22 protein-coding genes are annotated in these 23,165 nt (G+C 55.3%); 19 read left to right on the top strand and 3 right to left on the bottom strand.

Annotated elements, in window-relative coordinates:
• Nucleotides 1-10: 10 nt before the first annotated feature.
• From flgE to MX657_RS14310, 17 genes are all read left to right on the top strand, one after another.
• The gene (gene flgE, locus MX657_RS14390) at nucleotides 11-1,201 is read left to right on the top strand and encodes a flagellar hook protein FlgE (RefSeq protein WP_346806025.1); all 1,191 of its coding nucleotides are present in this window, start codon (nucleotides 11-13) and stop codon (nucleotides 1,199-1,201) included.
• A 9-nt stretch (nucleotides 1,202-1,210) separates the two neighbouring features.
• Nucleotides 1,211-1,948: a flagellar basal body rod protein FlgF gene (locus tag MX657_RS14385; protein ID WP_346806024.1), complete on the top strand. Its 738-nt coding sequence runs from the start codon at nucleotides 1,211-1,213 to the stop codon at nucleotides 1,946-1,948.
• Nucleotides 1,949-1,967: 19 nt separating this feature from the next.
• Entirely contained in the window at nucleotides 1,968-2,750 is a 783-nt protein-coding gene (gene flgG / locus MX657_RS14380) for a flagellar basal-body rod protein FlgG (RefSeq protein ID WP_013097778.1), read from the top strand.
• Nucleotides 2,751-2,810: 60 nt separating this feature from the next.
• Entirely contained in the window at nucleotides 2,811-3,497 is a 687-nt protein-coding gene (locus MX657_RS14375; protein WP_320387233.1) for a flagellar basal body L-ring protein FlgH, read from the top strand.
• A gap of 1 nt (nucleotide 3,498) precedes the next feature.
• The gene (locus MX657_RS14370) at nucleotides 3,499-4,626 is read left to right on the top strand and encodes a flagellar basal body P-ring protein FlgI (protein ID WP_346806023.1); all 1,128 of its coding nucleotides are present in this window, start codon (nucleotides 3,499-3,501) and stop codon (nucleotides 4,624-4,626) included.
• Nucleotides 4,626-5,546 carry a flagellar assembly peptidoglycan hydrolase FlgJ gene (flgJ, locus tag MX657_RS14365; protein WP_346806022.1) on the top strand — a complete coding sequence of 307 codons (921 nt, stop codon included), beginning with the start codon at nucleotides 4,626-4,628 and terminating at the stop codon, nucleotides 5,544-5,546. Before MX657_RS14370 ends, flgJ begins: the two co-directional genes overlap by 1 nt.
• 108 nt (nucleotides 5,547-5,654) lie before the next feature.
• A complete protein-coding gene (gene flgK, locus MX657_RS14360; RefSeq protein WP_346806021.1) occupies nucleotides 5,655-7,292 on the top strand; it encodes a flagellar hook-associated protein FlgK in 1,638 nt (545 codons plus the stop codon).
• 10 nt (nucleotides 7,293-7,302) lie between these two features.
• On the top strand, nucleotides 7,303-8,196 hold the full coding sequence (flgL, locus tag MX657_RS14355) for a flagellar hook-associated protein FlgL (RefSeq protein WP_346806020.1): 894 nt from the start codon (nucleotides 7,303-7,305) through the stop codon (nucleotides 8,194-8,196).
• Nucleotides 8,197-8,271: 75 nt separating this feature from the next.
• On the top strand, nucleotides 8,272-9,897 hold the full coding sequence (locus MX657_RS14350) for a methyl-accepting chemotaxis protein (RefSeq protein WP_346806019.1): 1,626 nt from the start codon (nucleotides 8,272-8,274) through the stop codon (nucleotides 9,895-9,897).
• Nucleotides 9,898-10,055: 158 nt separating this feature from the next.
• Nucleotides 10,056-10,775, top strand: a complete 720-nt coding sequence (gene fliA, locus MX657_RS14345; RefSeq protein WP_346806018.1) for an RNA polymerase sigma factor FliA — start codon at nucleotides 10,056-10,058, stop codon at nucleotides 10,773-10,775.
• 367 nt (nucleotides 10,776-11,142) lie between these two features.
• Complete coding sequence (flhD, locus tag MX657_RS14340; RefSeq protein WP_047346019.1) at nucleotides 11,143-11,493, top strand: flagellar transcriptional regulator FlhD; 351 nt, start codon at nucleotides 11,143-11,145, stop codon at nucleotides 11,491-11,493.
• Between the two features lie 2 nt (nucleotides 11,494-11,495).
• Nucleotides 11,496-12,071 (top strand): flagellar transcriptional regulator FlhC, encoded by a 576-nt coding sequence (gene flhC, locus MX657_RS14335; RefSeq protein ID WP_217478899.1) that lies wholly within the window; start codon nucleotides 11,496-11,498, stop codon nucleotides 12,069-12,071.
• Nucleotides 12,072-12,151: 80 nt separating this feature from the next.
• A complete protein-coding gene (gene motA, locus MX657_RS14330; protein WP_346806017.1) occupies nucleotides 12,152-13,048 on the top strand; it encodes a flagellar motor stator protein MotA in 897 nt (298 codons plus the stop codon).
• Nucleotides 13,045-13,935 carry a flagellar motor protein MotB gene (gene motB, locus MX657_RS14325; RefSeq protein ID WP_252002147.1) on the top strand — a complete coding sequence of 297 codons (891 nt, stop codon included), beginning with the start codon at nucleotides 13,045-13,047 and terminating at the stop codon, nucleotides 13,933-13,935. The genes motA and motB overlap by 4 nt, the downstream gene beginning before the upstream one ends.
• Complete coding sequence (gene cheA / locus MX657_RS14320; protein WP_346806016.1) at nucleotides 13,922-15,859, top strand: chemotaxis protein CheA; 1,938 nt, start codon at nucleotides 13,922-13,924, stop codon at nucleotides 15,857-15,859. The genes motB and cheA overlap by 14 nt, the downstream gene beginning before the upstream one ends.
• Nucleotides 15,856-16,377 (top strand): chemotaxis protein CheW, encoded by a 522-nt coding sequence (locus MX657_RS14315; protein ID WP_346806015.1) that lies wholly within the window; start codon nucleotides 15,856-15,858, stop codon nucleotides 16,375-16,377. Before cheA ends, MX657_RS14315 begins: the two co-directional genes overlap by 4 nt.
• 101 nt (nucleotides 16,378-16,478) lie before the next feature.
• Nucleotides 16,479-17,378, top strand: coding sequence for a LysR family transcriptional regulator (locus MX657_RS14310; RefSeq protein WP_346806014.1), 900 nt, complete (start codon nucleotides 16,479-16,481; stop codon nucleotides 17,376-17,378).
• Here the strand turns inward: MX657_RS14310 and MX657_RS14305 are convergent.
• The 3 genes from MX657_RS14305 to MX657_RS14295 form a co-directional block, all read right to left on the bottom strand.
• Nucleotides 17,353-18,144 (bottom strand): substrate-binding domain-containing protein, encoded by a 792-nt coding sequence (locus MX657_RS14305; RefSeq protein ID WP_346806013.1) that lies wholly within the window; start codon nucleotides 18,142-18,144, stop codon nucleotides 17,353-17,355. The two genes, MX657_RS14310 and MX657_RS14305, sit on opposite strands and share 26 nt — an antisense overlap.
• 15 nt (nucleotides 18,145-18,159) lie before the next feature.
• Nucleotides 18,160-19,455 carry an MFS transporter gene (locus MX657_RS14300; RefSeq protein WP_080329556.1) on the bottom strand — a complete coding sequence of 432 codons (1,296 nt, stop codon included), beginning with the start codon at nucleotides 19,453-19,455 and terminating at the stop codon, nucleotides 18,160-18,162.
• A gap of 209 nt (nucleotides 19,456-19,664) precedes the next feature.
• Nucleotides 19,665-20,312 carry an EAL domain-containing protein gene (locus MX657_RS14295; protein WP_346806012.1) on the bottom strand — a complete coding sequence of 216 codons (648 nt, stop codon included), beginning with the start codon at nucleotides 20,310-20,312 and terminating at the stop codon, nucleotides 19,665-19,667.
• A 987-nt stretch (nucleotides 20,313-21,299) separates the two neighbouring features.
• On the opposite strand from MX657_RS14295, the gene MX657_RS14290 reads away from it, so the two are divergent.
• Together MX657_RS14290 and MX657_RS14285 are read left to right on the top strand one after the other, a co-directional pair.
• Nucleotides 21,300-22,112 carry a winged helix-turn-helix domain-containing protein gene (locus tag MX657_RS14290; RefSeq protein WP_346806011.1) on the top strand — a complete coding sequence of 271 codons (813 nt, stop codon included), beginning with the start codon at nucleotides 21,300-21,302 and terminating at the stop codon, nucleotides 22,110-22,112.
• A 418-nt stretch (nucleotides 22,113-22,530) separates the two neighbouring features.
• The gene (locus MX657_RS14285; protein ID WP_025760222.1) at nucleotides 22,531-23,067 is read left to right on the top strand and encodes a fimbrial protein; all 537 of its coding nucleotides are present in this window, start codon (nucleotides 22,531-22,533) and stop codon (nucleotides 23,065-23,067) included.
• Nucleotides 23,068-23,165: the final 98 nt, after the last annotated feature.

Genomic DNA, 23,165 nt, shown 5'->3' with positions numbered 1-23,165 from the left:
GAAATTAATTATGGGTTTTTCACAAGGTCTTAGCGGCCTGAGTGCCGCTGCAAAAGCGCTGGACGTGGTGGGTAACAACATCGCCAACTCCCAGACGGTAGGGTTTAAAGCAGGCTCCGTGTCGTTTGCCGATATCTTTGCCGGTTCAACCGGGATGGGGGTGCAGGTGGCAGGGGTGAGTCAGAACTTTGAACAGGGTACGCCAGCGACCGGCAGCTCTGCGCTGGATATGATGATTTCAGGTAAGGGTTTTTTCCGCATGGTCGATCAGGCGGGAAGCGTTTTCTACGGGCGAAACGGCCAGTTTGGCACGGATGAAGACGGCTATATCGTTAATAAAACCAACAATCTGTTTTTAACCGGGTACCAGGCGACGGATGGGGTGATTAACCCCGGCGCGCAGGTAGGACCGATTCGCATTCCTAAGGACGATATGCCGCCAGCGGCGTCGACCAGAGGTTCCGTGACCGGCAACCTGAAGTCGGACGATAAAATTATTCCGGCGACGCCAGCCTTTGATCCTGACGATGCTGACACCTACAACTACGTCAGCGAAGTGACCGCCACCGACAGCCTGGGGAATAAGCACGCCATTAAAGTGTATTACGTACATACCGCAGAAGGTGAATGGAAGGCATACGCTGAGGACTCAACTGCGCCTGGTGCGCGGAGTGAGCAGACGTTGACGTTTGGCACCGACGGCAAGCTGACTGCTCCGGTGACATTGAACGTAAAAGGCGCGGCTTACAACGGTTCTGCTGCACTGGATATCAATCTGGATCTGAACATCACCCAAAACGCCAGCGATACGCAGGTGATGCTTGACGAGATTGACGGTCAGGCACCCGGTAAATTTAACAACTATCAGGTCAGTGACACCGGCGAAGTGATCGCCATCTACAGCAACGGCAAACGACAGACCGTGGCGCAGGTGGTGCTGGCCGATTTTGCTAACGCGGGCGGCCTGGAGCAGCAGGGCAACAACCTGTGGGCGGAGACCTCGCAGTCCGGTCAGCCGTTCCTCGGAACATCGGGCTCCGGCAGTTTCGGCGATATTACCGGTGGCATGCTGGAAGGCTCTAACGTGGATTTGGGCAGCGAGATGGTCAACATGATCGTCTACCAGCGCAACTACCAGTCCAACTCGCAAACCATCAAAACCCAGTCTGAAGTGCTGCAGACGCTGGTTAACCTGCGTTAAGGCTGAGTGATGGATCGCGCTATTTATACCGCCATGAGTGCCGCCAACGCGGCGCTCAACCGCCAGGCGGTCACCTCAAACAATCTGGCGAACAGCTCCACCGCAGGCTTTCGCGCCCAGCTGGCGGCCTTCCGCTCGGTGCCCATTGAAGGGGAAACCCTGCGCACCCGCGCGCTGGTGGCGGAATCAACCCCGTTCCACGACACCACCATGGGGCCGATTACCCATACCGGGCGTAGCCTGGACGTGGCGCTGCCGCAGAACGGCTGGCTGGCGGTAGCAATGGACGACGGCAGCGAAGGCTATACCCGCAACGGTACCATCGAGGTCGATCAGGACGGGGCGCTCAGCGTCAACGGTCGTCCGCTGATGGGCGACGGCGGACCGCTGGAAGTGCCGCCGCAGTCCCACGTCACCATCGGCAGCGACGGCACCGTGTCGGCGCTCGGCATGGGCGATGACCCGACGATGCTGGTGCCCGTCGGCCGTCTGAAGCTGGTCAACGCCGACATGAACAGCCTGGTTCACGGTGACGACGGCCTGTTCCGCACGGCGGGCGGCGAGATGCTGGCCCAGGATGAAACCCTGCGCCTGACGCCGGAGGCTCTCGAAGGCAGCAACGTTAGCCCGGTGCAGGCCATGACTCAGATGATCGCCAACTCCCGCGGCTTCGACATGAACATGAAGGTGATCCGCACCGCCGACGATAACGCCCAGAAGGCCAACCAGCTATTAAGCGTGAGCTAAATTCGCGCAAGGAGTCACTATGATTCGTTCTTTATGGATCGCAAAAACCGGGCTGGAAGCACAGCAGCTCAATATGGACGTCATCTCCAACAACCTGGCGAACGTCAACACCAACGGCTTTAAGCGTCAGCGCGCCGTGTTTCAGGATCTGCTTTACCAAAACATGCGCCAGCCTGGCGCCCAGTCGACCGAGCAGAATACGCTGCCAAGCGGCCTGCAGCTGGGTACCGGCGTGCGTCCGGTTTCCACTCAACGGGTGCATACCCAGGGCGGCATGAACCAGACCGGCGACGAGTACGACGTGGCTATCGAAGGGGAAGGGTTCTTCCAGGTGCAGATGCCGGACGGCAGCACTGCCTACACCCGCGACGGCCATTTCTCAAAAAGCCCGGACGGGCAGCTGGTGAATGCCGAAGGCTACCCGATCCAGCCGGGGATCGTCATCCCGCAGGATGCCACCAAACTGAACATAGGCAGCGACGGTATCGTCAGCGTGAAGGTGCCCGGCCAGGCGGAAGAGCAGCAGATAGGCCAGCTGACGCTGACCACCTTCGTCAACAACGCGGGGCTCGAGAGCATCGGCGGCAATCTCTACAAAGAGACGCAGTCGTCCGGCGCGCCGAACGAGCTGAACCCCGGCATGGAGAGCGCGGGCACGCTGAAGCAGAGCTACGTGGAAATCTCCAACGTCAACGTGGCGGAAGAGCTGGTAACCATGATTCAGGTGCAGCGCGCCTACGAAATCAACAGTAAGGCGGTGTCGGCATCGGACCAGATGCTGCAACGTCTTTCCCAGCTTTAATCCTCTCTGGCCGCTTGCGCGGCCAGACATTTTATCGACACTGAAATGAAAATATTGTCTATGCACATTCCGGCGGCTGCGCTGCTGGCAAGCACGCTGCTGCTCAGCGGCTGCGCGCACATTATGCAAAAGCCCCTCGTTGAGGGTCCTACCACGGCAACACCATTACCGATGGCACCGGCGGCCACCGGCGGCTCACTGTTTCAGGCAGGGCAGGGCATGAACTACGGCTATCAGCCGATGTTCGAAGACCGCCGTCCGCGTAACGTGGGCGACACGCTGACCATCCTGCTGCAGGAGAACGTGAGCGCCAGTAAAAGCTCTTCCGCCAGTGCCAACCGTAATGGATCGGCCGGGATGGGGCTGATTGCGGTGCCGACCAAACTCAACAGCTGGCTGGGCGACGGCAAAGCGGATTTTGAAGCCGAAGGGAAAAATGATTTCGCCGGCAAGGGCGGCGCAGCGGCGCGCAATACCTTCACCGGGACCATCACCGTCACCGTGAAAGAGCTGCTGCCGAACGGCAACCTCGGCGTGGTGGGTGAGAAGCAGATTGCCATCAACCAGGGCACCGAATTTATCCGCTTCTCCGGCGTGGTGAACCCGCGCACCATCAGCGGCAGCAATACCGTGCCGTCCACCCAGGTGGCGGATGCCCGTATTGAGTACGTCGGCAACGGCTACATCAACGAAGCGCAGAACATGGGCTGGCTGCAGCGCCTGTTCCTGAACCTCTCTCCATTCTGATATGACCATGAAAAAAGAATCTATCCTGTTTTTTCTCAGCATCCTGCTGTACGGCATGACGCTGGCGCTACCCAAAACGGTACACGCGGAACGTATTCGCGATCTGGCGACGGTGCAGGGCGTGCGTTCGAACGCCCTGATGGGCTACGGCCTGATTGTCGGTCTTGACGGTACGGGGGATCAGACCATGCAGGCGCCGTTCACCGGCCAGAGCCTGAACAATATGCTCTCGCAGCTGGGGATCACCGTTCCGCCGGGCACCAATATGCAGCTGAAAAATATCGCGGCGGTGATCGTGACCGCCGAGCTGCCGCCGTTTGCCCGCCCCGGCGACAAGCTGGACATCGTGGTCTCCTCGGTCGGTAACGCCAAAAGCCTGCGCGGCGGTACGCTGCTGATGACGCCGCTGAAAGGGGCGGATAACCAGATCTACGCCATCGCCCAGGGCAATATTTTGATCTCCGGCGCAGGCGCGCAGGCGGGCGGCAGCCGCGTGCAGGTGAACCAGCTGAACGGCGGGCGCATCAGCAATGGTGCCACCGTTGAGCGGGAGGTGCCGAATGATTTTGCCACCCAGAACATCGTGCGCCTGCAGCTGAACGAGACCGATTTCTCGCTCGCACAGCAGATCAGCGACGCCATTAACCAGCGCTACAGCGGCGGGGCGGCGTTGCCGGAAGATGCCCGCACCGTGCGGCTCTTCGCACCGCCGGACGGCCCGTCCCGCGTGCGTTTCCTCGCCGACATTCAGGACATTCCGCTGCGGGTGAACGTGCAGGACGCGAAGGTGATTGTGAACTCCCGCACCGGCTCGGTGGTGATGAACCGCTATGTGTCGCTTGATTCCTGCGCGGTGGCGCACGGTTCGCTGACGGTGGAAGTGATGCAGAACAACATTATCAGCCAGCCGGACACGCCGTTTGGCGGCGGGGAGACGGTAGTGGTGCCCCAGACGGATATCTCGGTGCGCGACAGCGGCGGCTCGCTGCAGCACGTGCGCAGCAGCACCGATCTGAACGCGGTGATCCGCGCTCTGAACAGCCTGGGCGCAACGCCGAACGAGCTGATGTCGGTTCTGCAGGCGATGAAAAACGCTGGTTGTCTGCGGGCGAAGCTGGAGGTGAACTGATGAACGCCTTCGACAAGTTTGACCAGCCCGCGTTTGACGTTCGCTCGCTGGACACGCTGAAACGGGAGGCCGGGCGGCAGTCGCCCGGCGCGCTGAAAGCGGCGGCGAAGCAGATGGAGGGCATTTTCGTGCAGATGATGATGAAGAGCATGCGCGATGCCAGCTTTAAGAACGATCTGCTGAGCAGCCAGTCATCGGAAATGTACACCGCCATGCACGATCAGCAGATCGCGCAAAATATTGCCGGGAGTGGTCAGCTCGGCTTTGCCGATCTTATCGTTCGCCAGCTGGGGGGCGACAGCGATGCGCCTGCGGTAAGCACGCCGGGGCGCGATGTTATTCGCCCAGGGCTCTCCGCCGCACCGGCAACCGGCCCGCTGCGCCTGCCTGCGCCGGTGTCATTTGCTAAACCCGCAGAAGGGGCACATCCGTTTATTGCGCGCCTGCTGCGACCGGCACAGGCGGCTGCGCAGCAGAGCGGGCTGCATCCGCATCTGATCCTCGCTCAGGCGGCGCTGGAGTCCGGCTGGGGGAAACGCGAAATCCCTGCTGCGGACGGCAGCCCGAGCCACAACCTGTTTGGCATCAAGGCCACCGGCGACTGGCGCGGCAAAACCACCGAGATCACCACCACCGAATACATCAACGGCGTGAAGCAGAAGGTGAAAGCGGCGTTCCGCGTCTACGACTCCTATGAACACGCGCTCGCGGACTACGCAAAGCTGCTGACCAAAAACCCGCGCTATCGCGGCGTGGTGCAGTCAGACTCAGCCGAGCAGGGGGCAAAGGCGCTGCAGGCGGGCGGCTACGCCACCGATCCGGCCTACGCCAAAAAGCTCATCACTATTATTCAGAAGGTGAAAGGCGATATTCAGCAGGGCGTGAACGCCTACAAAAACGATATCGACAACATTTTTTGATAAAGAAGTTTTAGAAAATTTTGTCATCACCGATGAAATAGACAGAGCCATGAACTTTCTGGCCTGGACACGACCGCCGGGCCCGCAATCAGGGAATATCCAGAACGTATGAATAACCTTTTTAACTTAGCAAGAAACGGCATCAGCGTGGCGCAGGCCGCCATCGCAGTGACCGGCGATAACCTGACTAACGGCATGTCTGCCAACTACAGCCGCCGCAGCCTGATTATCGGAGAGCTTGGCGGCATGTCGACCGCGCAGGGGTTTTTTGGCTATGGTGCCCGCGCCAGCGGCGTGGAGCGCGCCTACGACGCGTTTGCCAACAACCAGCTGCGCGACTCGCTCTCCGGCTACGCTTCCCTCACCGGACGCATGGAGCAGCTGGCGGATATCGACAACATGCTGGCGGACGAAGCGGATAACGTCTCGGTTTCACTGGGCAAGCTGTTTAAGGATATGGCAACGCTGAGCGGCGACCCGGCGGATGGCCCGGCGCGCGCGGCGGTGTTTACCTCGCTCGACGTGCTGGCGAACCGCTATAACGCCAGCGCCAAACGTCTTTCCGGCCTGGAAAAAAGCACCAATACCCAGATTGAGCGCAGCGCCAAAGAGATCAACAGCTACACCGAACAGCTGGCACAGCTGAACAAACAGCTTGAGCGCCTGCAGGGGAATGGGGCACCGCCTGCCGATCTGCTCGACCAGCGTGATGCGCTGCTGGAAGGGCTGAGCGAGCAGCTGGGGATTACCGTCACCGAGGATCAGATTTCCGGGCGCGTGAGCGTCACGCTGTCTGATGGCCGTCCGCTGGTCTCTGGCGATACCGCCTACAAGCTGGAAACCTCGCCGTCGGATGCCGATCCCAACAAGATGATTGTTTCCTACGTGGATGCGAACGGCAAAGCGTCGCCGCTGGATGAAAACGCCATTACCAAAGGGCGTCTGGGCGGGCTGTTTAAATTCCGCAACGAGGATCTCGTTGTCGCCCGTCAGGAACTGGACCAGATCGCCTTTATGATGGCGCACAGGATGAACGAGCAGAATCGCGAAGGGCTTACGGCAGAGGGTAATCCTGGTGGCGATCTCTTCTCTCTGCCGGATATCAAAGCCATCGCAAACGCGAAAAATCAGGGTACAGGCAGCCTGGATCAGATAAGAGTTACCGATTTTGAAAAAGTAAAATCTGAAAATTACGAGATAACTTTTAATGACCCGGACTGGGTTGTCAAAGGAGCCGACGGGCGCACGATACCGCTTGAACCTGGCCCGCGAGATACGCTGAAGTTTGATGGCATAGAAATCAAAGTCCCCTTAGCCGGAGCCGTCAAGCCAGGTGACACTTTTACACTCAACCCGATGGCGGGCGCAGCAGAAGGCATCAGCCGTAAGATAACCAGCGCGCAGGACTTTGCGGCAGCTGACCTGACGGGCGGCGAGGGGAATAACAAAAACCTCGAAAAGATGCTGGAAATCCAGAATGAAAAACTGATTGGTGGCGACACGCTGAGTGCGGCCTACGCCAGCCTGGCGGGCAAAATCGGTGAAAGCGCGCGCGAGGTGAAATCCTATGCCACCAGTGCCGAAAGCGATTTACGCACCAAGTTCGACACCAAACAGGCGCTCTCCGGGGTCAATATGGACGAGGAATACATCAACCTCGACATGTTCCGTCAGTACTACAACGGCAGCGCACAGCTTCTGAAAACGGCGACCGCCATGTTTGATGCCCTGCTGGCCATTCGATAAGGAAAAGACGATGCGATTAAGTACGCTTTATATGTATAAGCAAAGCTCTGAGTCGATGACAAAACGCATGAGCCAGAGTAACGAGGCGTACCTGCGGATGTCAGCGGGTAAAACCCTGCTCAAAGCCTCGGACGACCCGACCGCCGCCACCGATGCGGTAAAACATCAGGACGCGCTGGCGAAGCTGGAGATGTACAGCAACGTGCGCTCCCGCGCGCGCAGTGCGCTTGAGTTTCAGGACCATATTCTGAGCGGCGTGGGGAATTTGATGACCACCACCCTGAAGGAAAAAATGGTGGCGGCGGGATCGGATGCCTATTCCGACGACGATCGCCGGGCGTTGGGTAAAGAGATTGAGGGGATCCGCGAGAATCTGCTGGATTTAGCCAACAGCCGTGACGCGTCCGGTCGCTATATTTTTAGCGGCTTTAAAACGGATACCCCTGCGTTTGACGAGAAGGGCGTATATCAGGGAGGAGATGAAGCGCGCAGGCAAACGGTGGCAGACGGGAGCGATATGCAAACCGGTCATCTCGGTGATGAGGTCTTCGATGATATTTTCGCGCTTCTGGACACTGCCATTACGGAACTTAGCCGCGATCCCATTGATTACGATGATATGCGGGCCGCGCTTGAAGCCGCCAGCAAAGGCATCGACGCCGGTATTGACCGCCTCGGCAAAGCCCAGGCCGAGCTCGGCACCAACATGCAGCAGCTTGACGCCCTCGATCTCACCGGCGACGTGCTGATCAACGACACCATTGTCAAAGTGCAGGATGCCATCGGTGCCGATACCAGCATGCTGGTGACGCTGGTGTCGGAGTCGCAAATGTCTGAGCTGGCGTTCAACGCCTCGATGTACGTCTACAAAAATATGCAGAAGATGAATCTGTTTAATATGTGACGTTCCAGACCGTTTAATTTCCTTTTTTCAGGCGCCACCGCGTACGGTTAAGCCGTGCGCGGCGGGTGAGAAACTATGTTAACGAAACTTAAAATTTATAGCGCAATCAGCCTTATTATTGGCCTGTTTGCGATCATGCTGTTCGGCGTAACCGCCTATTCTGTTTATGATGCGGTTTCCAATAACACCAATTTTAAACGTATTGTCGTGGCCTCTGAAAATAACGATCAGATGCGCGATGCGGCCTATAACATCAGCGCGGTGATGGCGAACACCAACGGCCTGATGCTGCAGGCGGCGCTGGGTAACCCTGTCTCTGAAAATGTCACCAAACACACGCTGAACGTGGTGAAAATTGCACGACGTAATATGGATGCATTTATGGCGTCGCCGTTTAATACCCCGGAAGAGAGTCGTTTGGCCGCCGAAGTAAATACGGCTTTCAACGAGGTTTATAAGGTTGCCGAAATTAAGCTGGGCTACCTGCAAAACCCGGCAGGGTATTCCGGTTCGCTGGAACACGATATGGAGCTGCGCACCGCGCTGCGTAATAAGGTGGATCAGTACAGCGATGCCAGCGCTCGCCTGAGCCTGAGCTACATTGAAGACTCCGAGCGCGGCTATCAGATCATGCTGGGCCTCGGGATTGCGGTGATGATTCTGGCGGTTGCGCTGCTGTTCGCCATTCGTTTCTGGCTGCGCCAAACGCTGGTGCGTCGTATGGAGACCACGGTGGAGATGCTGCGTCGCGTGGCGGCGGGCGATCTGAGTCAGCCCATTGATAGCGGCAGCCAGAATGAAATCGGTCATATGCTCACTGAGCTGGAGTCCATGCGTACCTCGCTGACCAGCACCATTCTGGGCATCCGCGACAGCGTGCAGCGTATTCATACCAACGCCCAGGAAATTGCCCACGGTAATAACGATCTCTCTTCCCGCACTGAAGAGCAGGCAGCGGCGCTGCAGGAGACGGCGGCCAGCATGGAGCAGATCAAAACCACCGTGCGTCAGAATGCCGACAACGCCCATGCGGCGCGCGAGCTGGCGGAAAGCGCCAGCCACAATGCCCATAACGGTGGGGAAGTGATGCAGAGTCTGGAGCAGATTATGGCGCAGATCACCACCAGCTCGCGTCAGATTGCCGACATCAACGGCGTGATTGACAGCATTGCTAACCAGACCAACATCCTGGCCCTGAACGCGGCGGTGGAAGCGGCGCGCGCCGGTGAGCAAGGGCGCGGCTTCGCGGTCGTGGCGGAAGAGGTGCGCAACCTGGCAAAACGCAGCGCCGATGCGGCGAAAGAGATCAATCAGCTGATCAACACCAGCGTGAACAATATTGATATCGGTTCGCGTCAGGTGGGACAGGCCAGCACCGTGATGCAGGAAATTGTCACCTCCGTGTCGCAGGTGACGCAGATCATGGGCGAAATCACATCGGCTTCGGACGAGCAGAGCGCGGGCATCAACCAGATTTCGCAGGCGGTTAACGAAATGGACCTGGTGACCCAGCAGAACGCGGCCATGGTGGAAGAAGCAGCGATGGCAGCCGGCGATCTGGAAGCCCAGTCCGATGCGCTGGAACGTCTGGTGGCGCAGTTCAGGCTGAACCAGGAGAGCAGCGTGGCGAACGTGGCCGTGGAGTCTGATAAGCCACGGCGCCAGAAAGAACCTGACCTCGCCCAATGGGAAACCTTTTAATCTTATTAATTACCGCCATTAATAACGCTGTTTTATAAAATAGCCTGGTAATACAAGTGAAGTAACAGAATGCGCATTTTTATAAAGGCTTATCGCACTATTTGAATGCGCTATTTCACCGGATAATTCTCACAGAGAATAGCGGGTGGAATGCAATCGTGGATGGTATTTACACGGCCGAAGGGCTGGAAGATAAATCGGTAGTCTGGTCTAAATATCACTATCTGGTGCGGCAGGAAGCGTTGCGTTTACATAAGCGGCTTCCTGCCAGCGTCGAGCTGGATGATTTAATTCAGGCAGGATCGATAGGCTTTTTAAGCGCAGTTGAAAGTTTTGACCCGAAGAAAGGGGTGACGCTCACGGCGTGGATCACCCAGCGGGTGAAATGGGCATTATTAGATGAGCTGAGAGAAAGCGACTGGGTTCCACGAAGGGTACGCACCCATACGCGTGAAATTGTCGCGCTTATTCAGCAGATCGAGCAGGAAAAAGGCGGTGAAGCCACGGAGTCTGAAATTGCCGGGCGCATGGGCGTGTCATTGCAGGAATTTCAGCAGATGCTGGCGGATAATAACGTCAGCCAGATGTACTCGGTTGACGAGTTGCAGGAGAATTATGCCGACAGCTGGGAAACGAGCGATGATGAGAATGAACAGCTTAATCCGCTGAATGACACCATCAAGCAAAATTTGATGGAACGGATTGCTGAGCATATTCAGTTCATCCCTGAAAGAGAACAGCTGCTGCTGCAGCTTTATTATCTTCAGGATTTAAATATGAAAGAGATTGGGCTGATTTTAGGGATCACCGAAACACGCGTGAGCCAGCTGCATAGCCTGGCGGTTAAAAGGTTAAGAAGCCGAATGGAATCGGCATAGCAGTAATAACAGGGCATTAACATTTTGAGTGTTAATACAGGCTTTAATGCAGCGTTAATCATTAAAATCAAGGATTAATAAGGTTTAATAATGCTTTATTAACTTTTTAAATCAATGGGTTAGCGTCAATAAGGAGATTTAGGGAAATTTCTGTCGCTTGTTCGGAAAATACTTAATGTTTATGATTTTGCCAGTTTTGAGGTGCAGCCTCCTTTGGCATTGACGTGATTGTCATTCATTTACTGAGGAAGATTAACTTACCTTTGTGAATATCAATGCCAAAAGACTCTCTGCATCAGTTCGGAAACGTAATCTAACTAAACTGACATGCCAGCTAATGGCTGAATAACATTGGGAGTTTTCGCCTGTGTCTAATTTCGACGAGTACCTGCAAAATATTCATGATATTAATCTGTCCTATCTTCTGCTGGCCCAGCAGCTGATCCGTCAGGATAAATTTGCGGCGGGTTTTCGCCTTGGATTGTCTGAAGGGACAATTGATAACCTTAAAGAGCTTTCATTACCGCAGTTAATGAAGCTGGCGGCAACTAATCAGCTTATTTGTCGTTTGCGCGTTGATGATGAAGTGGTGATTGAAAATTTGACGAAAGATTCACGTATTGAAGCACTGCAGCAAATTCATACCGGCATTATTTTGTCGACCAATCTTCTTAACGCCTTAAGCGAAGAAGATGCCATTACCGCAGAGGGGGCGTAAATATGTGTGGTGAAAAAAGTCTGCTGCAGGAAATTGATGAAGTGAACATTGCCATGGGCTTAATTTCCCTCGGCGCGAGAATGCAGGTACTGGAATCGGAAACGTCGCTGAGCCGTCGTCGTCTGCTTCGTTTATATAAAGAGTTACGCGGTTGCCCACCGCCGAAAGGCATGCTGCCGTTTTCTGAAGACTGGTTTATGTCGTGGGAGCAGAATATTCACTCTTCCATGTTCTACAACATTTATCTGTATTTGAAAAAGACCGAACAGGGCCGCTCGATTGAAATGCTGATGAAGACCTACCGTCTTTATCTTGAGCAGTGCAGTACCTGTGCGGATGAGAAGCCGGTGCTGGGGCTGACGCGTGCCTGGACATTATTACGGTTTATCGACTGCGGCATTATTTCGCGTAAAGCCTGCAACGTGTGTGGCGGAGGTTTTGTCGTCACCACCGAATTTATTAAAAACCCATTTACCTGCAGCTTGTGCAGCCCGCCGTCGCGTGCGCTTAAAAAATCCCAGGTGAGCAATTCCGGGCTTCTGGGCTCGTTCGCCGCGCCGGAAATCATGACGGCGTAACCGTGACGGGGCTGTGCGCAAGATGGCGTTTACCTGATGCCGGAGCAACCGGCATCGGTCAAAAAGTAAAAGGAGAGAGTGTGTTAGTTATTGTTGGCTATCTTGTTGTCATACTGACCGTTTTTGGTGGCTTTATTCTGTCCGGCGGTAACCTGATGGCGCTGTTTCAGCCGCTGGAGCTGCTGATTATCGGCGGGGCGGGCGTTGGGGCGTTTATTGTTGGTAACAACATTAAATCCCTGAAGGCGACCGGGAAAGCGCTGGTTAAAGTGTTCGTGGGCAAGCGCTATAACAAAGCGGTTTATATGGACCTGATGGCGCTGATGTTTCTGCTGCTGTCGCAAAGCCGGATTCACGGGCTGATGTCGCTGGAAAAGGATATCGAAGACCCGCAAAACAGCGATATTTTTAGCGCCTATCCTCGCCTGATGAGCGACCCGATGCTCGCCAACTTTATCCTCGACTACTTCCGCCTGATGATTGGCGGCAGCATGAACTCCCATGAAATCGAAGCCCTGATGGATGAAGAGATCGAAACCTGCGAAGAAGAGCTGGAAGTGCCGGCCCACAGTCTGAATACCGTGGGTGATGCGTTTCCGGCTTTCGGTATTGTGGCGGCGGTGATGGGGGTGGTGAACGCCCTGGGCTCGGCGGATCGCCCGGCGGCGGAGCTGGGCATGCTGATTGGTCACGCGCTGGTGGGCACCTTCCTCGGCATTCTTATCGCCTATGGCTTCGTGCTGCCGCTGGCAACGCTGCTGCGTCAGAAGAGCTCCGATCAGGTCAAAATTTTGCAGTGCATCAAGGTGACGCTGCTCTCCAGCCTGAACGGCTATGCCCCGCAGATAGCGGTGGAATTTGGGCGTAAAACCATCTTCACCAGCGAACGCCCGTCGTTTGAAGAGCTGGAAGAGCACGTGCGCGAGGTTAAATCTAACGCCACGCTGAAAACCAAAACCTCGGACAGCGCTGCATGAAGAACGTCACGCCTGTCATCATTTCACGTAAGCGCAAAAAGAAGAAACATGCCCATCACGGCGGGACGTGGAAGATTGCCTATGCCGATTTTATGACCGCAATGATGGCGTTCTTCCTCGTAATGTGGCTGCTGTCACAGTCCACTGACATGGAGAGGGAGCTGATTGCGGATTACTTCCGCATGCCGCTTAAGCCCTCCATGGCGAACGGCGATAAAACCAGCCTCAGCGACAGCGTCATTCCTGGCGGTGGGGATGACATTCTCAAGCGGCAGGGCGAAGTCTTCAAAGGGCAAATCAACGCGATTGATAAGCACAAGCGCGTCGAAAGCCTGAAGCAGGCGAAAGAGAAGCTGCAGAAGATGATCGAAACCGATCCGCGGCTGAACAACTTTAAATCCAACATCCTGCTGAACCTGACCAACGACGGCCTGCTGATCCAGATCACCGACTCGCAGGACCGCCCTATGTTCCGCGTCGGCAGCGAACTGCCGGAATCCTATATGAACGGCATTCTGCAGGCGCTGGTGCCGCTGTTACAGGAACTGCCCAACGCGCTGAGCCTGACGGGGCATACCGACTCGCTGCCGTATGCCGGGGGCGACGGCGGCTACAGCAACTGGGAGCTCTCCGCCGGACGCGCCAACGCCGCGCGCCGGGTGCTGGTCCGTAGCGGGCTGAGCGATGAGCGCTTTTTACGCGTGATTGGTACCGCCAGCCGGATGCCGCTGGAAAATACGTCGCCCGACAGTGCGGTCAACCGCCGCATCAGCATTCTGGTGCTCAGTCGCGCGAAAGAGCAGGAGATCCGTCTGGAGGATACCCAGGCTCAGCGTGCCGATATCAATCTGCAAAACGTGCAGGGTTATACCGATGGACATGAATGATTTTTCGCAGATTTTTTTTACCGAGGCGGAAGAGCTGCTGGCCGAAATGGAGCAGCTTCTGCTGCAGCTTGACGTAGCGGCGCCGGACCAGGAGCAGCTGAACGCCATCTTTCGTGCAGCGCATTCGCTGAAAGGCGGCGCGGCCACCTTTGGCTTTACTGCGCTACAGGAGACAACCCACCTGCTGGAGAACCTCCTCGATCAGGCGCGGGCAGGGGAGAGGACGCTCAGTCGGTCAATCATCAACCTTTTTCTGGAATGTAAGGACATTATGCAAGCGCAGCTGGAAGCCTATCAGTCTTCGCAGGAGCCTGATGAAGCCCGTTATCGCTATATCTGTGAAGCCCTGCGGGAGATTGCCCTTGAGGGACAGCAGCCGGCACCCGCGGCGACCCCTGAAGTTGAACCGCAGCCCGCCAGCGTGGTGCAGGAGAAAGAAACCGCGCTGGTGGTGACCCTGCGTAACGTCGGGGAGCGCGAGCAGACGATGCTGCGCGACGAGTTAACTAACATGGGCGAGATTACCGGCGTTGAAACGACGCCGGATAGCATGACGGTCACGCTGCTGACTACCGCCTCGGGGGACGATATCACCGCGGTGCTCTGCTTCGTGCTCGACAGCAAGCAGATTGAGGTGAAGCCCGCACTACCTGTGCCACAGCCGGAGCAAAAGCCGGTTGCTGCAACGGAGGCCGTCACCAAAAAAGCACCGCCAGCTTCGCGGGCGACCAGTCAGGAGTCCGGCAGCATTCGCGTTGCGGTGAGCAAAGTTGACCAGATCATCAACCAGGTCGGCGAGCTGATTATCACTCAGGCGATGCTCTCCCAGCTGTCTAAAACCCTCGATCCCGCCAGCTACGATCTGCTCTCCGGCTGCGTGGCACAGATGGAGCGCAACACCCGCGAGCTGCAGGAATCGGTCATGTCCATTCGTATGATGCCGATGGATTACGTCTTCAGCCGCTTCCCGCGGCTGGTGCACGACCTGGGCTCTCGCCTCAACAAAGCGGTCGAGCTGACCCTCAAAGGCGGGGCCGCCGAGCTGGATAAGAGCCTGATCGAGCGCATTATCGATCCGCTTACCCACCTGGTGCGCAACAGCCTCGACCACGGTATTGAAGAGAAAGAGGTGCGCGTCGCTAAAGGGAAACCGGTGACCGGGAACCTGACGCTCTCCGCTGAACACCACGGTGGCAATATCGTGATTGAAGTCAGCGACGATGGGGCGGGCCTCAACCGGGAAAAAATCCTTGCCAAGGCCCGTTCGCAGGGGATGGCCATTAGCGACACCATGAGCGACGAGGACGTGTGGATGTTGATCTTCGCCGCCGGTTTCTCCACTGCCGAGAGCGTGACGGACGTCTCCGGGCGCGGCGTCGGCATGGACGTGGTCCGACGCAATATTCTGGCGATGGGTGGCCACGTGGACGTGCTCTCCACGCCGGGTGCCGGAACGACTATCCGCATTATTCTGCCGCTGACGCTCGCGATCCTTGACGGCATGCTGGTGAAGGTGGGGGACGAGATTTACGTTCTGCCGCTGGGCGCGGTGATGGAATCGCTGCGGCCAACCGACGAGATGCTGTGCCGCTTCGTGGGCGAAGAGCGGCTGCTGCAGGTACGAGGCGAATATCTGCCGCTGGTGCTGCTGCGCCAGCGCCTCTCGGTGGCGGGCGACGCGCCTGCCGATGACGGCATTGTGGTTATCGTACAAAGCGCGGGCTGCCGCTATGCGCTGTGGGTCGATCAGCTTATCGGCCAGCAGCAGGTGGTGGTCAAGAATCTTGAACATAACTACCGCAAAGTTCCTGGCGTCTCCGCAGCAACCATCCTCGGCGATGGCAGCGTGGCGCTGATCCTTGATGTGGTTGAGCTGTCGACGCTCAACGTTCCACAACCCCGGAGGGAGGGGGTAAAAGCATGACTGTAGCAACCGCCAGTAAACCCACCGCCGCTGACGCGGCCGCGCAGGAGTACCTGGTATTCCGCCTGGGCGACGAAGAGTACGGCATTGATATTCTCAAAGTGCAGGAGATCCGCGGCTGCGACCGCCTGACGCGCATTCCGAACGCGCCCAACTTTATTACCGGCGTAACTAATCTGCGCGGCGTGATTGTGCCGATTGTGGATCTGCGCGTTCGCTTTGAGCAGCCCGACCCGTCGCAGGATGACAAAACGGTGGTCATTGTGCTCAATCTGAATGACCGCGTGGTGGGCATTGTGGTTGACGGTGTGGCGGACGTGCTGTCGATTGACGTGGATAACATCAAGCCGACCCCGGACGTGGCCTCGGTACTTTCTGGCCGTTACCTGCTTGGGCTGGGGGTACTCGACAGTCGAATGATTATCCTGGTGAATATTGAGAAGCTGCTGAGCCGCGAGGAGATGGCGCTGGTGGATTCGGCGGCCGAGTCATACATTGAGGAGCACTGTGGCGCATAGTGATTTCCGGAACCCCATCAGCGGCGAAGGTTGCCGCTGATTCATAAGTCGCTATTATGAATGTTCTACTTTCCAGAAAGCGCTAAGGATTGCCAGAACGTATGCCCGTCAATTTCGATCTCAACGATCTTTATGCCTTCAGAGCCCTGGTGGAATACGGGAATTTCCGCATCGCGGCGGAATCTATCTGCATTTCGCAGTCAGCCTTAAGCCGCCGCATCGAAAAGCTGGAGGCGGCGGTGGGGGCTAAACTGTTCGACAGAACCACCCGCCGCGTAACGCTGACGCTGTTCGGGCAAACCTTTGCCGGGCGCTGCGGGCAGCTTCTGGAAAACGTGGAATCAATGCTGGCCGATATCGACAGGGTGAGCGAGGAACGTACCGGTCTGATTACCGTCGCTACCGTGCCTTCGGCCGCCTGTCATTTTATGCCCGAGGTCATCCGCCAGTTCCAGAGCCGCTATCCGCGCGTGCGCATTAAGCTTATCGACAGCAGCGCGGGGAATGTTATTGAGGCCGTGGCCAGCGGTCAGGCGGATTTTGGGATCTGTTTCGCGAGAAGCCTGCAGCCGGATATCACGTTCATTCCGCTGGTGGAGGATGTGTACGTCGCCGCGTGCCGTCGCGATCATCCGCTAGCGGGGTCTAAGAGTCTGACCTGGGAGGCGTTTTATCAGCAGGATTATATCAGCCTGGATATTACCTCGGGGAACCGCAACCTGCTCGACCAGATGCTTGGCCACATTAAGCCTGCGCGCCCGGGGATCTGCGAAACGCGCCACGTCACCACGATGCTGGGGATGGTAGAGGCGGGGATTGGCATTGCTGCCGTCCCCGCGATGTCAATGCCGCATGCTGAACATTCGATTCTGACGCATATCCCGCTGATCGAGCCCGAAGTGAAGCGCACTGTCGGGCTAATACGGCGCAGCGGGCGCATTCAGTCATGGATTGCCGCCGAGCTGGAAACGCTGATTACCGCGCGCTATCGCGCGGCGTAACGAAGGGGATCATCCCGGTGGCGGTGATGGTCTGCTGCGCGCTGTCTGACGCGAGGTAATCCAGCAGCGCTTTCGCCTCCGTCGGGTGGTCCGCATGGGCCGTCACCGCACCGGCAAAACGGGTAATATACTGCAGATTATCCGGCAGCTTGCCGACAAATGTCACGCCCGGAACGGGCAGCAGCTCGCTCACCTGCTGGAATCCGATGTCATATTTCCCTTTTGCCACCTCCGACGCGACTGGGATCCGCTCCACCTTGTGCGCTTTTCCCGCAATCTGCTCTTCAATCCCCAGCTTTTTGAACAGCTGAGTTTGCACATACCGGCCGCTGGCGCTGTCGGAGTAGGCGATGGAATGTGCCCTGAGCAGGGTCTGGCGCAGGGTGGCATCCGTGGCGATATCCGGTACCGGCGATCCGGCTTTGACCACCACGCCGACGGGGGAATCCGCCAGCTCAACGCGCGACCCGTCCTGGACCCTCCCGTCCTTCGCCAGATGTGCCAGCGCATCCCCGACCATAATCACCACGTCCGCTTTTTCGCCGCGCGCCAGGCGGTTGGGGATCGCCTGCGGCGTTTGTCCCATCGACGGACCCGGGATTAACACGATGCGATCGCCGCTTTTGGCTTCATACTCCGGCGCGAGCTTTTCGAGGGCGGCTTTAAAACCGCCCGAGATCATCACCGTCACCTCCTGGGCCAGCGTTGCAGCGCTGGTCGCCAGCAATACCAGCCCGGTCAGTCCGGAACGCATAATTTTGTACATATCATCCTCTATTAATTAACGGGCAGTTTGCAGACGCAGCGCGCTGCGACGGTAGAGATAGAGCGTTGCCAGCATGGCGCAGACCGCTGCGAAGCTCATCCAGTACCCAGGCGAGGCTTTATCGCCGGTGTACTCAATCAGGGCCGTCGAAATGACTGGCGTAAACCCGCCGAAGACAGCGGTAGCGAGACTGTATGCCAGCGAGAAACCGGCCACACGCACTTCGACGGGCATGATCTCCGTCAGGGCCGGGATCATCGCCCCGTTATACAGGCCATAAAGGAAGGAGAGCCACAGCAGCACGCTCAGCATCATGGAGAAGCTGGGGGCGCTCGCCAGCAGCGTCAGGGCCGGATAGCTGGTCGCCAGCGCCAGCAGGGTCATGGCAATCAGTACCGGTTTGCGTCCGAAGCGATCCGACAGCGCGCCGCCCACCGGCAGCCAGATGAAGTTAGAAATCGCTACCAGCAGCGTGACCAGCAGGCTGTCAGAGGCACTCAACATCAGCACTTTTTTGCCGAAGGTCGGCGCATAGACGGTAATCAGATAGAACGCGGTGGTGGTCATCGCCACCATCAGCATGCCCGCAACCACAACCGGCCAGTTCGCCAGCAGGGTGGTAAACACCTGACGCATCGCCAGCGTGTGGCGGCGCGCGCGGAACGCTTCGGTCTCTTCAAGCTTACGGCGCAGGAAAAAGATAAACGGCACGATTAAACAGCCAAACAGGAACGGTATGCGCCAGCCCCATTCGCGAATGGCGCTCTCTTCCATCAGCGCGTTCAGAGCAAAGCCCATCGCCGCGGCGACCATAATGGCAACCTGCTGGCTGCCGGACTGCCAGCTGGTATAAAAACCTTTGCGGCCCGGCGTGGCGATTTCAGCCAGATAGACCGACACACCGCCAAGCTCCGCCCCGGCGGAAAAGCCCTGCAGCAGCCGTCCCACCAGCACCAGCAGCGGCGCCCACAGACCGATACTTTCATAGGAAGGGATCAGCACGATCAGGAAGGTGCCCGCCGCCATTATCGACAGCGTGACGATCAGCCCTTTGCGGCGGCCAACCTTGTCGATATACGCCCCGAGAACAATGGCGCCGACAGGGCGCATCAGGAAACCTGCACCGAAGACGGCGAAGGTCATCATCAGCGAGGCAAATTCACTGCTCGCCGGGAAGAAGGTATGCGCAATGTAGGTGGCATAAAACCCGAACAGGAAGAAGTCGAATTGCTCAAGGAAGTTGCCGGAGGTGACGCGAAGTATCGCGCCCGCTCTTGCGCGAACGGTTGCAGGTGAGGGTGAGGAAATCATCGTAGTCTCCAGTTTATTATTGACGTGTTGTCCGTCTGTTTCTGAAAACTGGATCAGTGAGGAGCATTTTATAAGCGCAAATTGCACATAAGCTGATGCGTGACATGCATCAATCCCGAACGGCGTAGCTGGATAGCTATCGTTTACAATAAGTTAACAACTGTTTGATGAGATGGTTACGAAACGAGGGCGGCATTTTGCTCTTACGGTTATGTGACATTGCGCATTTGGCCCTTGACGGCTTGAACCGCATGGATTTTTTTCTCCGGCCAGTAAAAACCCTGCGCCAGATCGGCCCCCGCCAGCGTAGCCGTTCTGATGTCACCCTGGCTCTCAACCCCTTCAGCAAGGACGAACGTTCCGAAACGACGTGCTTCAGCGATCAGGTGCGCTAAACCCGCGCTATCGTTGCGATACTGCTGAAACGCAGCGCAGTCGAGTTTCACCCCATCAAATACCAACCCGCTATCGGCAAGCGTACTGCCATAGTCGCTGAGATAATCATCGAGCCAGACCTCCATACCGGCATGCCGAAGCCGCCGGAGATTTTCATCCAGTAATGCGAGCCTCGACGCGTCAAGACGGGCGATTGCCATTGGATCCTGAAGCTCAACAACCCCCGGTAAAGGGCCTTGCAGAAGCGCCGCGGCCCCCGCTTCGCTGGCGAGAATAGCTGTAGTGAGGTTAACAAAGAGCTTTACGGTGATTTGTTGGCTTTCAAGCGTGCTGAGCTGCCACTTTCTTAACTGCAGGAGTTGGGCGGAAGAACACTGTTCAAACCACTCTGCAATATTGACCTCAGCGGGAGGCTCAGATAGCACCTCATATCCACAGAGTTGTCCCGTAGTGAGTGACATTATGGGCTGCAGTCGAATAGTAAAACGTTTCATGACGACGTGAATAAGTGTTTTATTGGTGATTAATTCTATATCTCTGCCTTTATTTAATGGGCTTAAACTTTGCAAACAGTGTGAAAATAGTTTTTTATACTGGACTGGATGCCTTTTATCGACCCATTTAATGTTTTTCTGCGACTGTTTATACCTTGTTCATCATTTGTTGTTTTTGGGTTAAGGCAGTCCGTCTGCTAATTAGTGTAATTAAAAAAGTCAGAAAGAATTGTAAATATTTAACCGGCCATGAAAGCGTATGTGCGCTATTTTTAATCACCTGGTCCCACAAGAGCCAAAACGTTAAAAGTCAGAGTAATATTGTGGGTATAAAGGCGATCTTTATTTATACCCGACTGATTTTTCGACAGCTTTGTTGATGCGAATGAGCGATTTGATGTCTGGATTGTATTTATGATGTGCTTTTTAAGCATAAATCTCATTAAAATTTGATTTAGATCAATTTTTAATGGCGTTTTCAGTTTTTTCTTACCTCAATGGTGAGTCATGGCACATATCAAAATAATTATCACTTTACTTAACTTGTTGATTATTTGTGTTTTTTATTTTCATGAGGACGGTGTTGAGTCTACATTTAGCGTTGCAGACGGGCCCCTTTCTGAATTTAATAATCCTGACTATTCCTGATTGTTAAAAGAGAACCGGGTAAGAAGATTAAAATTTATTTTTATTTTTCAAGATTAAAATATTAAATTTTTGTCTTTTTAAGTAAATGATGCGATTAGTTACGTGTGATGCAGTACAAAATTCTGACTATGGAGCCTGCATTGCGTAATGTATCCTGGACTTCGCAAAAAAAATAAACTTAACAAAATTAAAATATTAAAAATGATCTGCGTCACGTACCCATGCGAGGTAACGCGTCCAGGTGCCATTTCGCGCATGCCCGGAGGAAAACTTACTTAACAAGAGTTTATGCATATGAAATTTATAATGAATAAGCAGATAATTTTTGACTCAGATATGAGTACGCTGGGCCTCGAAGGTTCTCAGGATGAGTTGATTCAAATCTCGAATCCCACGAAGAGACTTTTATTGTTGCTCATCGCCCATAAGGGCGAGGCAATAAAAAGGGAAGTAATATTTAAGAAAGTCTGGGACGACTATGGCATGGTTTCCAGCAACAATAACCTTAACCAGTGCGTAAGCAAGTTACGTAAGATTATGAAGAATCTTGGCATGGATGAGGAGGTGATTGTCACCGTACCCAAAATAGGCTTTATGCTGCATCAGCACGTTGACATCGAAAAATGCTCAGAGCCGATTGACGTGATCATGGAGGCCCCTTCCGAAACCGCTAATAATGCCAGCGGACGTTTACTAAAAGGCCAAACTGCCGAAAGCAGCACGAGTGAAGTATCACGCTGGCGCACGATGAAAACAGGAATATTCAATCAGCTGGTGCTTTTTTTATCTGTTGTGGCGCTGGGCGGGGCAGCAGGATTCTGGGTTGCCAGTAAGCCCGTTGAACGTAATGAGATTTATATGGGAAATGCAGGCTCCTGTAAGGTCATGATGTCTGAACAGGCGCTGGACAGTATAAACAATCCTGACATAAAGAAAGTCGTGATGGATTTTGCGATACAGCTTAACCCCGTCTGTAAGAGTAATGAGTATGTCCTGATCATCAAAAGCAGTTCGTTCAAAACGTATTCTTCTAATCTCTCGCGTCTCTATTTCATGCGCTGCGGCATGATGAGTGACGGCAAAGCGGAGATATGCTGGGGCTTATTGCCACCACGCTGAGCGCATTGTCCTGTTATTTTCCCGGTATTCACCGGGAATTTATCCTTTCTCCTGAATACCGGTTTATTTTCCCCAGGCAGTCAACAGCCTTTTCTCGTTCATAATCTTGTGAAAAACATAATTTCTTTTTTTCTCACGCGCTGGCGCATAAGTAATCACTGCAATTATGATGTGGCTGGCATAAAAAGCTTAATGAGACATTAAATTACCCCATTTGGCAGGATTATAAGCTTAAGATTTGCGATTTAATAGTTAATTATTTTTGTTATAAGAATTTTCGTATAGATTTATTCCTGCAACTTACCGGGCAGGGTTTACGCGTTCGCCTTTATTTGGCGTTCAATTTCATATGACCGGTTTGTCTGTAAAAAAGGAAGTTTTCATTATCGGTTCAATTGATAAAACAGGAATAAGCGTTATGAACAAGAAAAATATTATTGCGTTAGTTCTGGGATCGTCACTGGTCTCTGGTGGGGCTTTTGCTGCGTCAGACAACACAATCACATTCCAGGGGGAAGTGACGGATGAAACCTGCTCAGTTGCCGTAAACGGTAACAGCGCTTCTCCGGTGGTGTTATTGCCAACGGTCAGCGCCTCCGATCTTGCCGCCAGCGGTGATACCGCGGGACCGGTCACGTTTGATATCGGGGTAAGCGGCTGCACGGGCAACGCCAGTGGGGAAACGAAAATCTCGACGGTGTTTGTCGGTAATCAGGTGACGTCTAACGGCAACCTTGGCAACACCGGCACCGCGAAGAACGTTGAAGTCCAGATCCTGGATACCGCCAACGCCGTTGTGAACCTGAGCAATGGCTTTACCGGTAATGGCGATCTCAAGCTGGCCGCGAACCAGACGGACGCCTCCGCTACCTATACCGCACAGTATTACGCCAACGCAGCGGCGACGGCGGGTACGGTTGAGGCCACGCTGCAATACGCCGTTTCCTATCAGTAACAGGCCGCACTGGAACTAACGTGTGCACGTTTTGCAGGATGCAAACGTGCACATTCCACTCAGCTCATTGCCGTCAGGGTCTCGCCACACCAGGTTTA

The sequence above is a fragment of the Enterobacter chuandaensis genome (assembly GCF_039718975.1).
Lineage (GTDB): Bacteria > Pseudomonadota > Gammaproteobacteria > Enterobacterales > Enterobacteriaceae > Enterobacter > Enterobacter chuandaensis.
The sequence above is the reverse complement of the archived record's forward strand: the minus strand, read 5'-3'. Positions and strand labels throughout refer to the sequence as shown.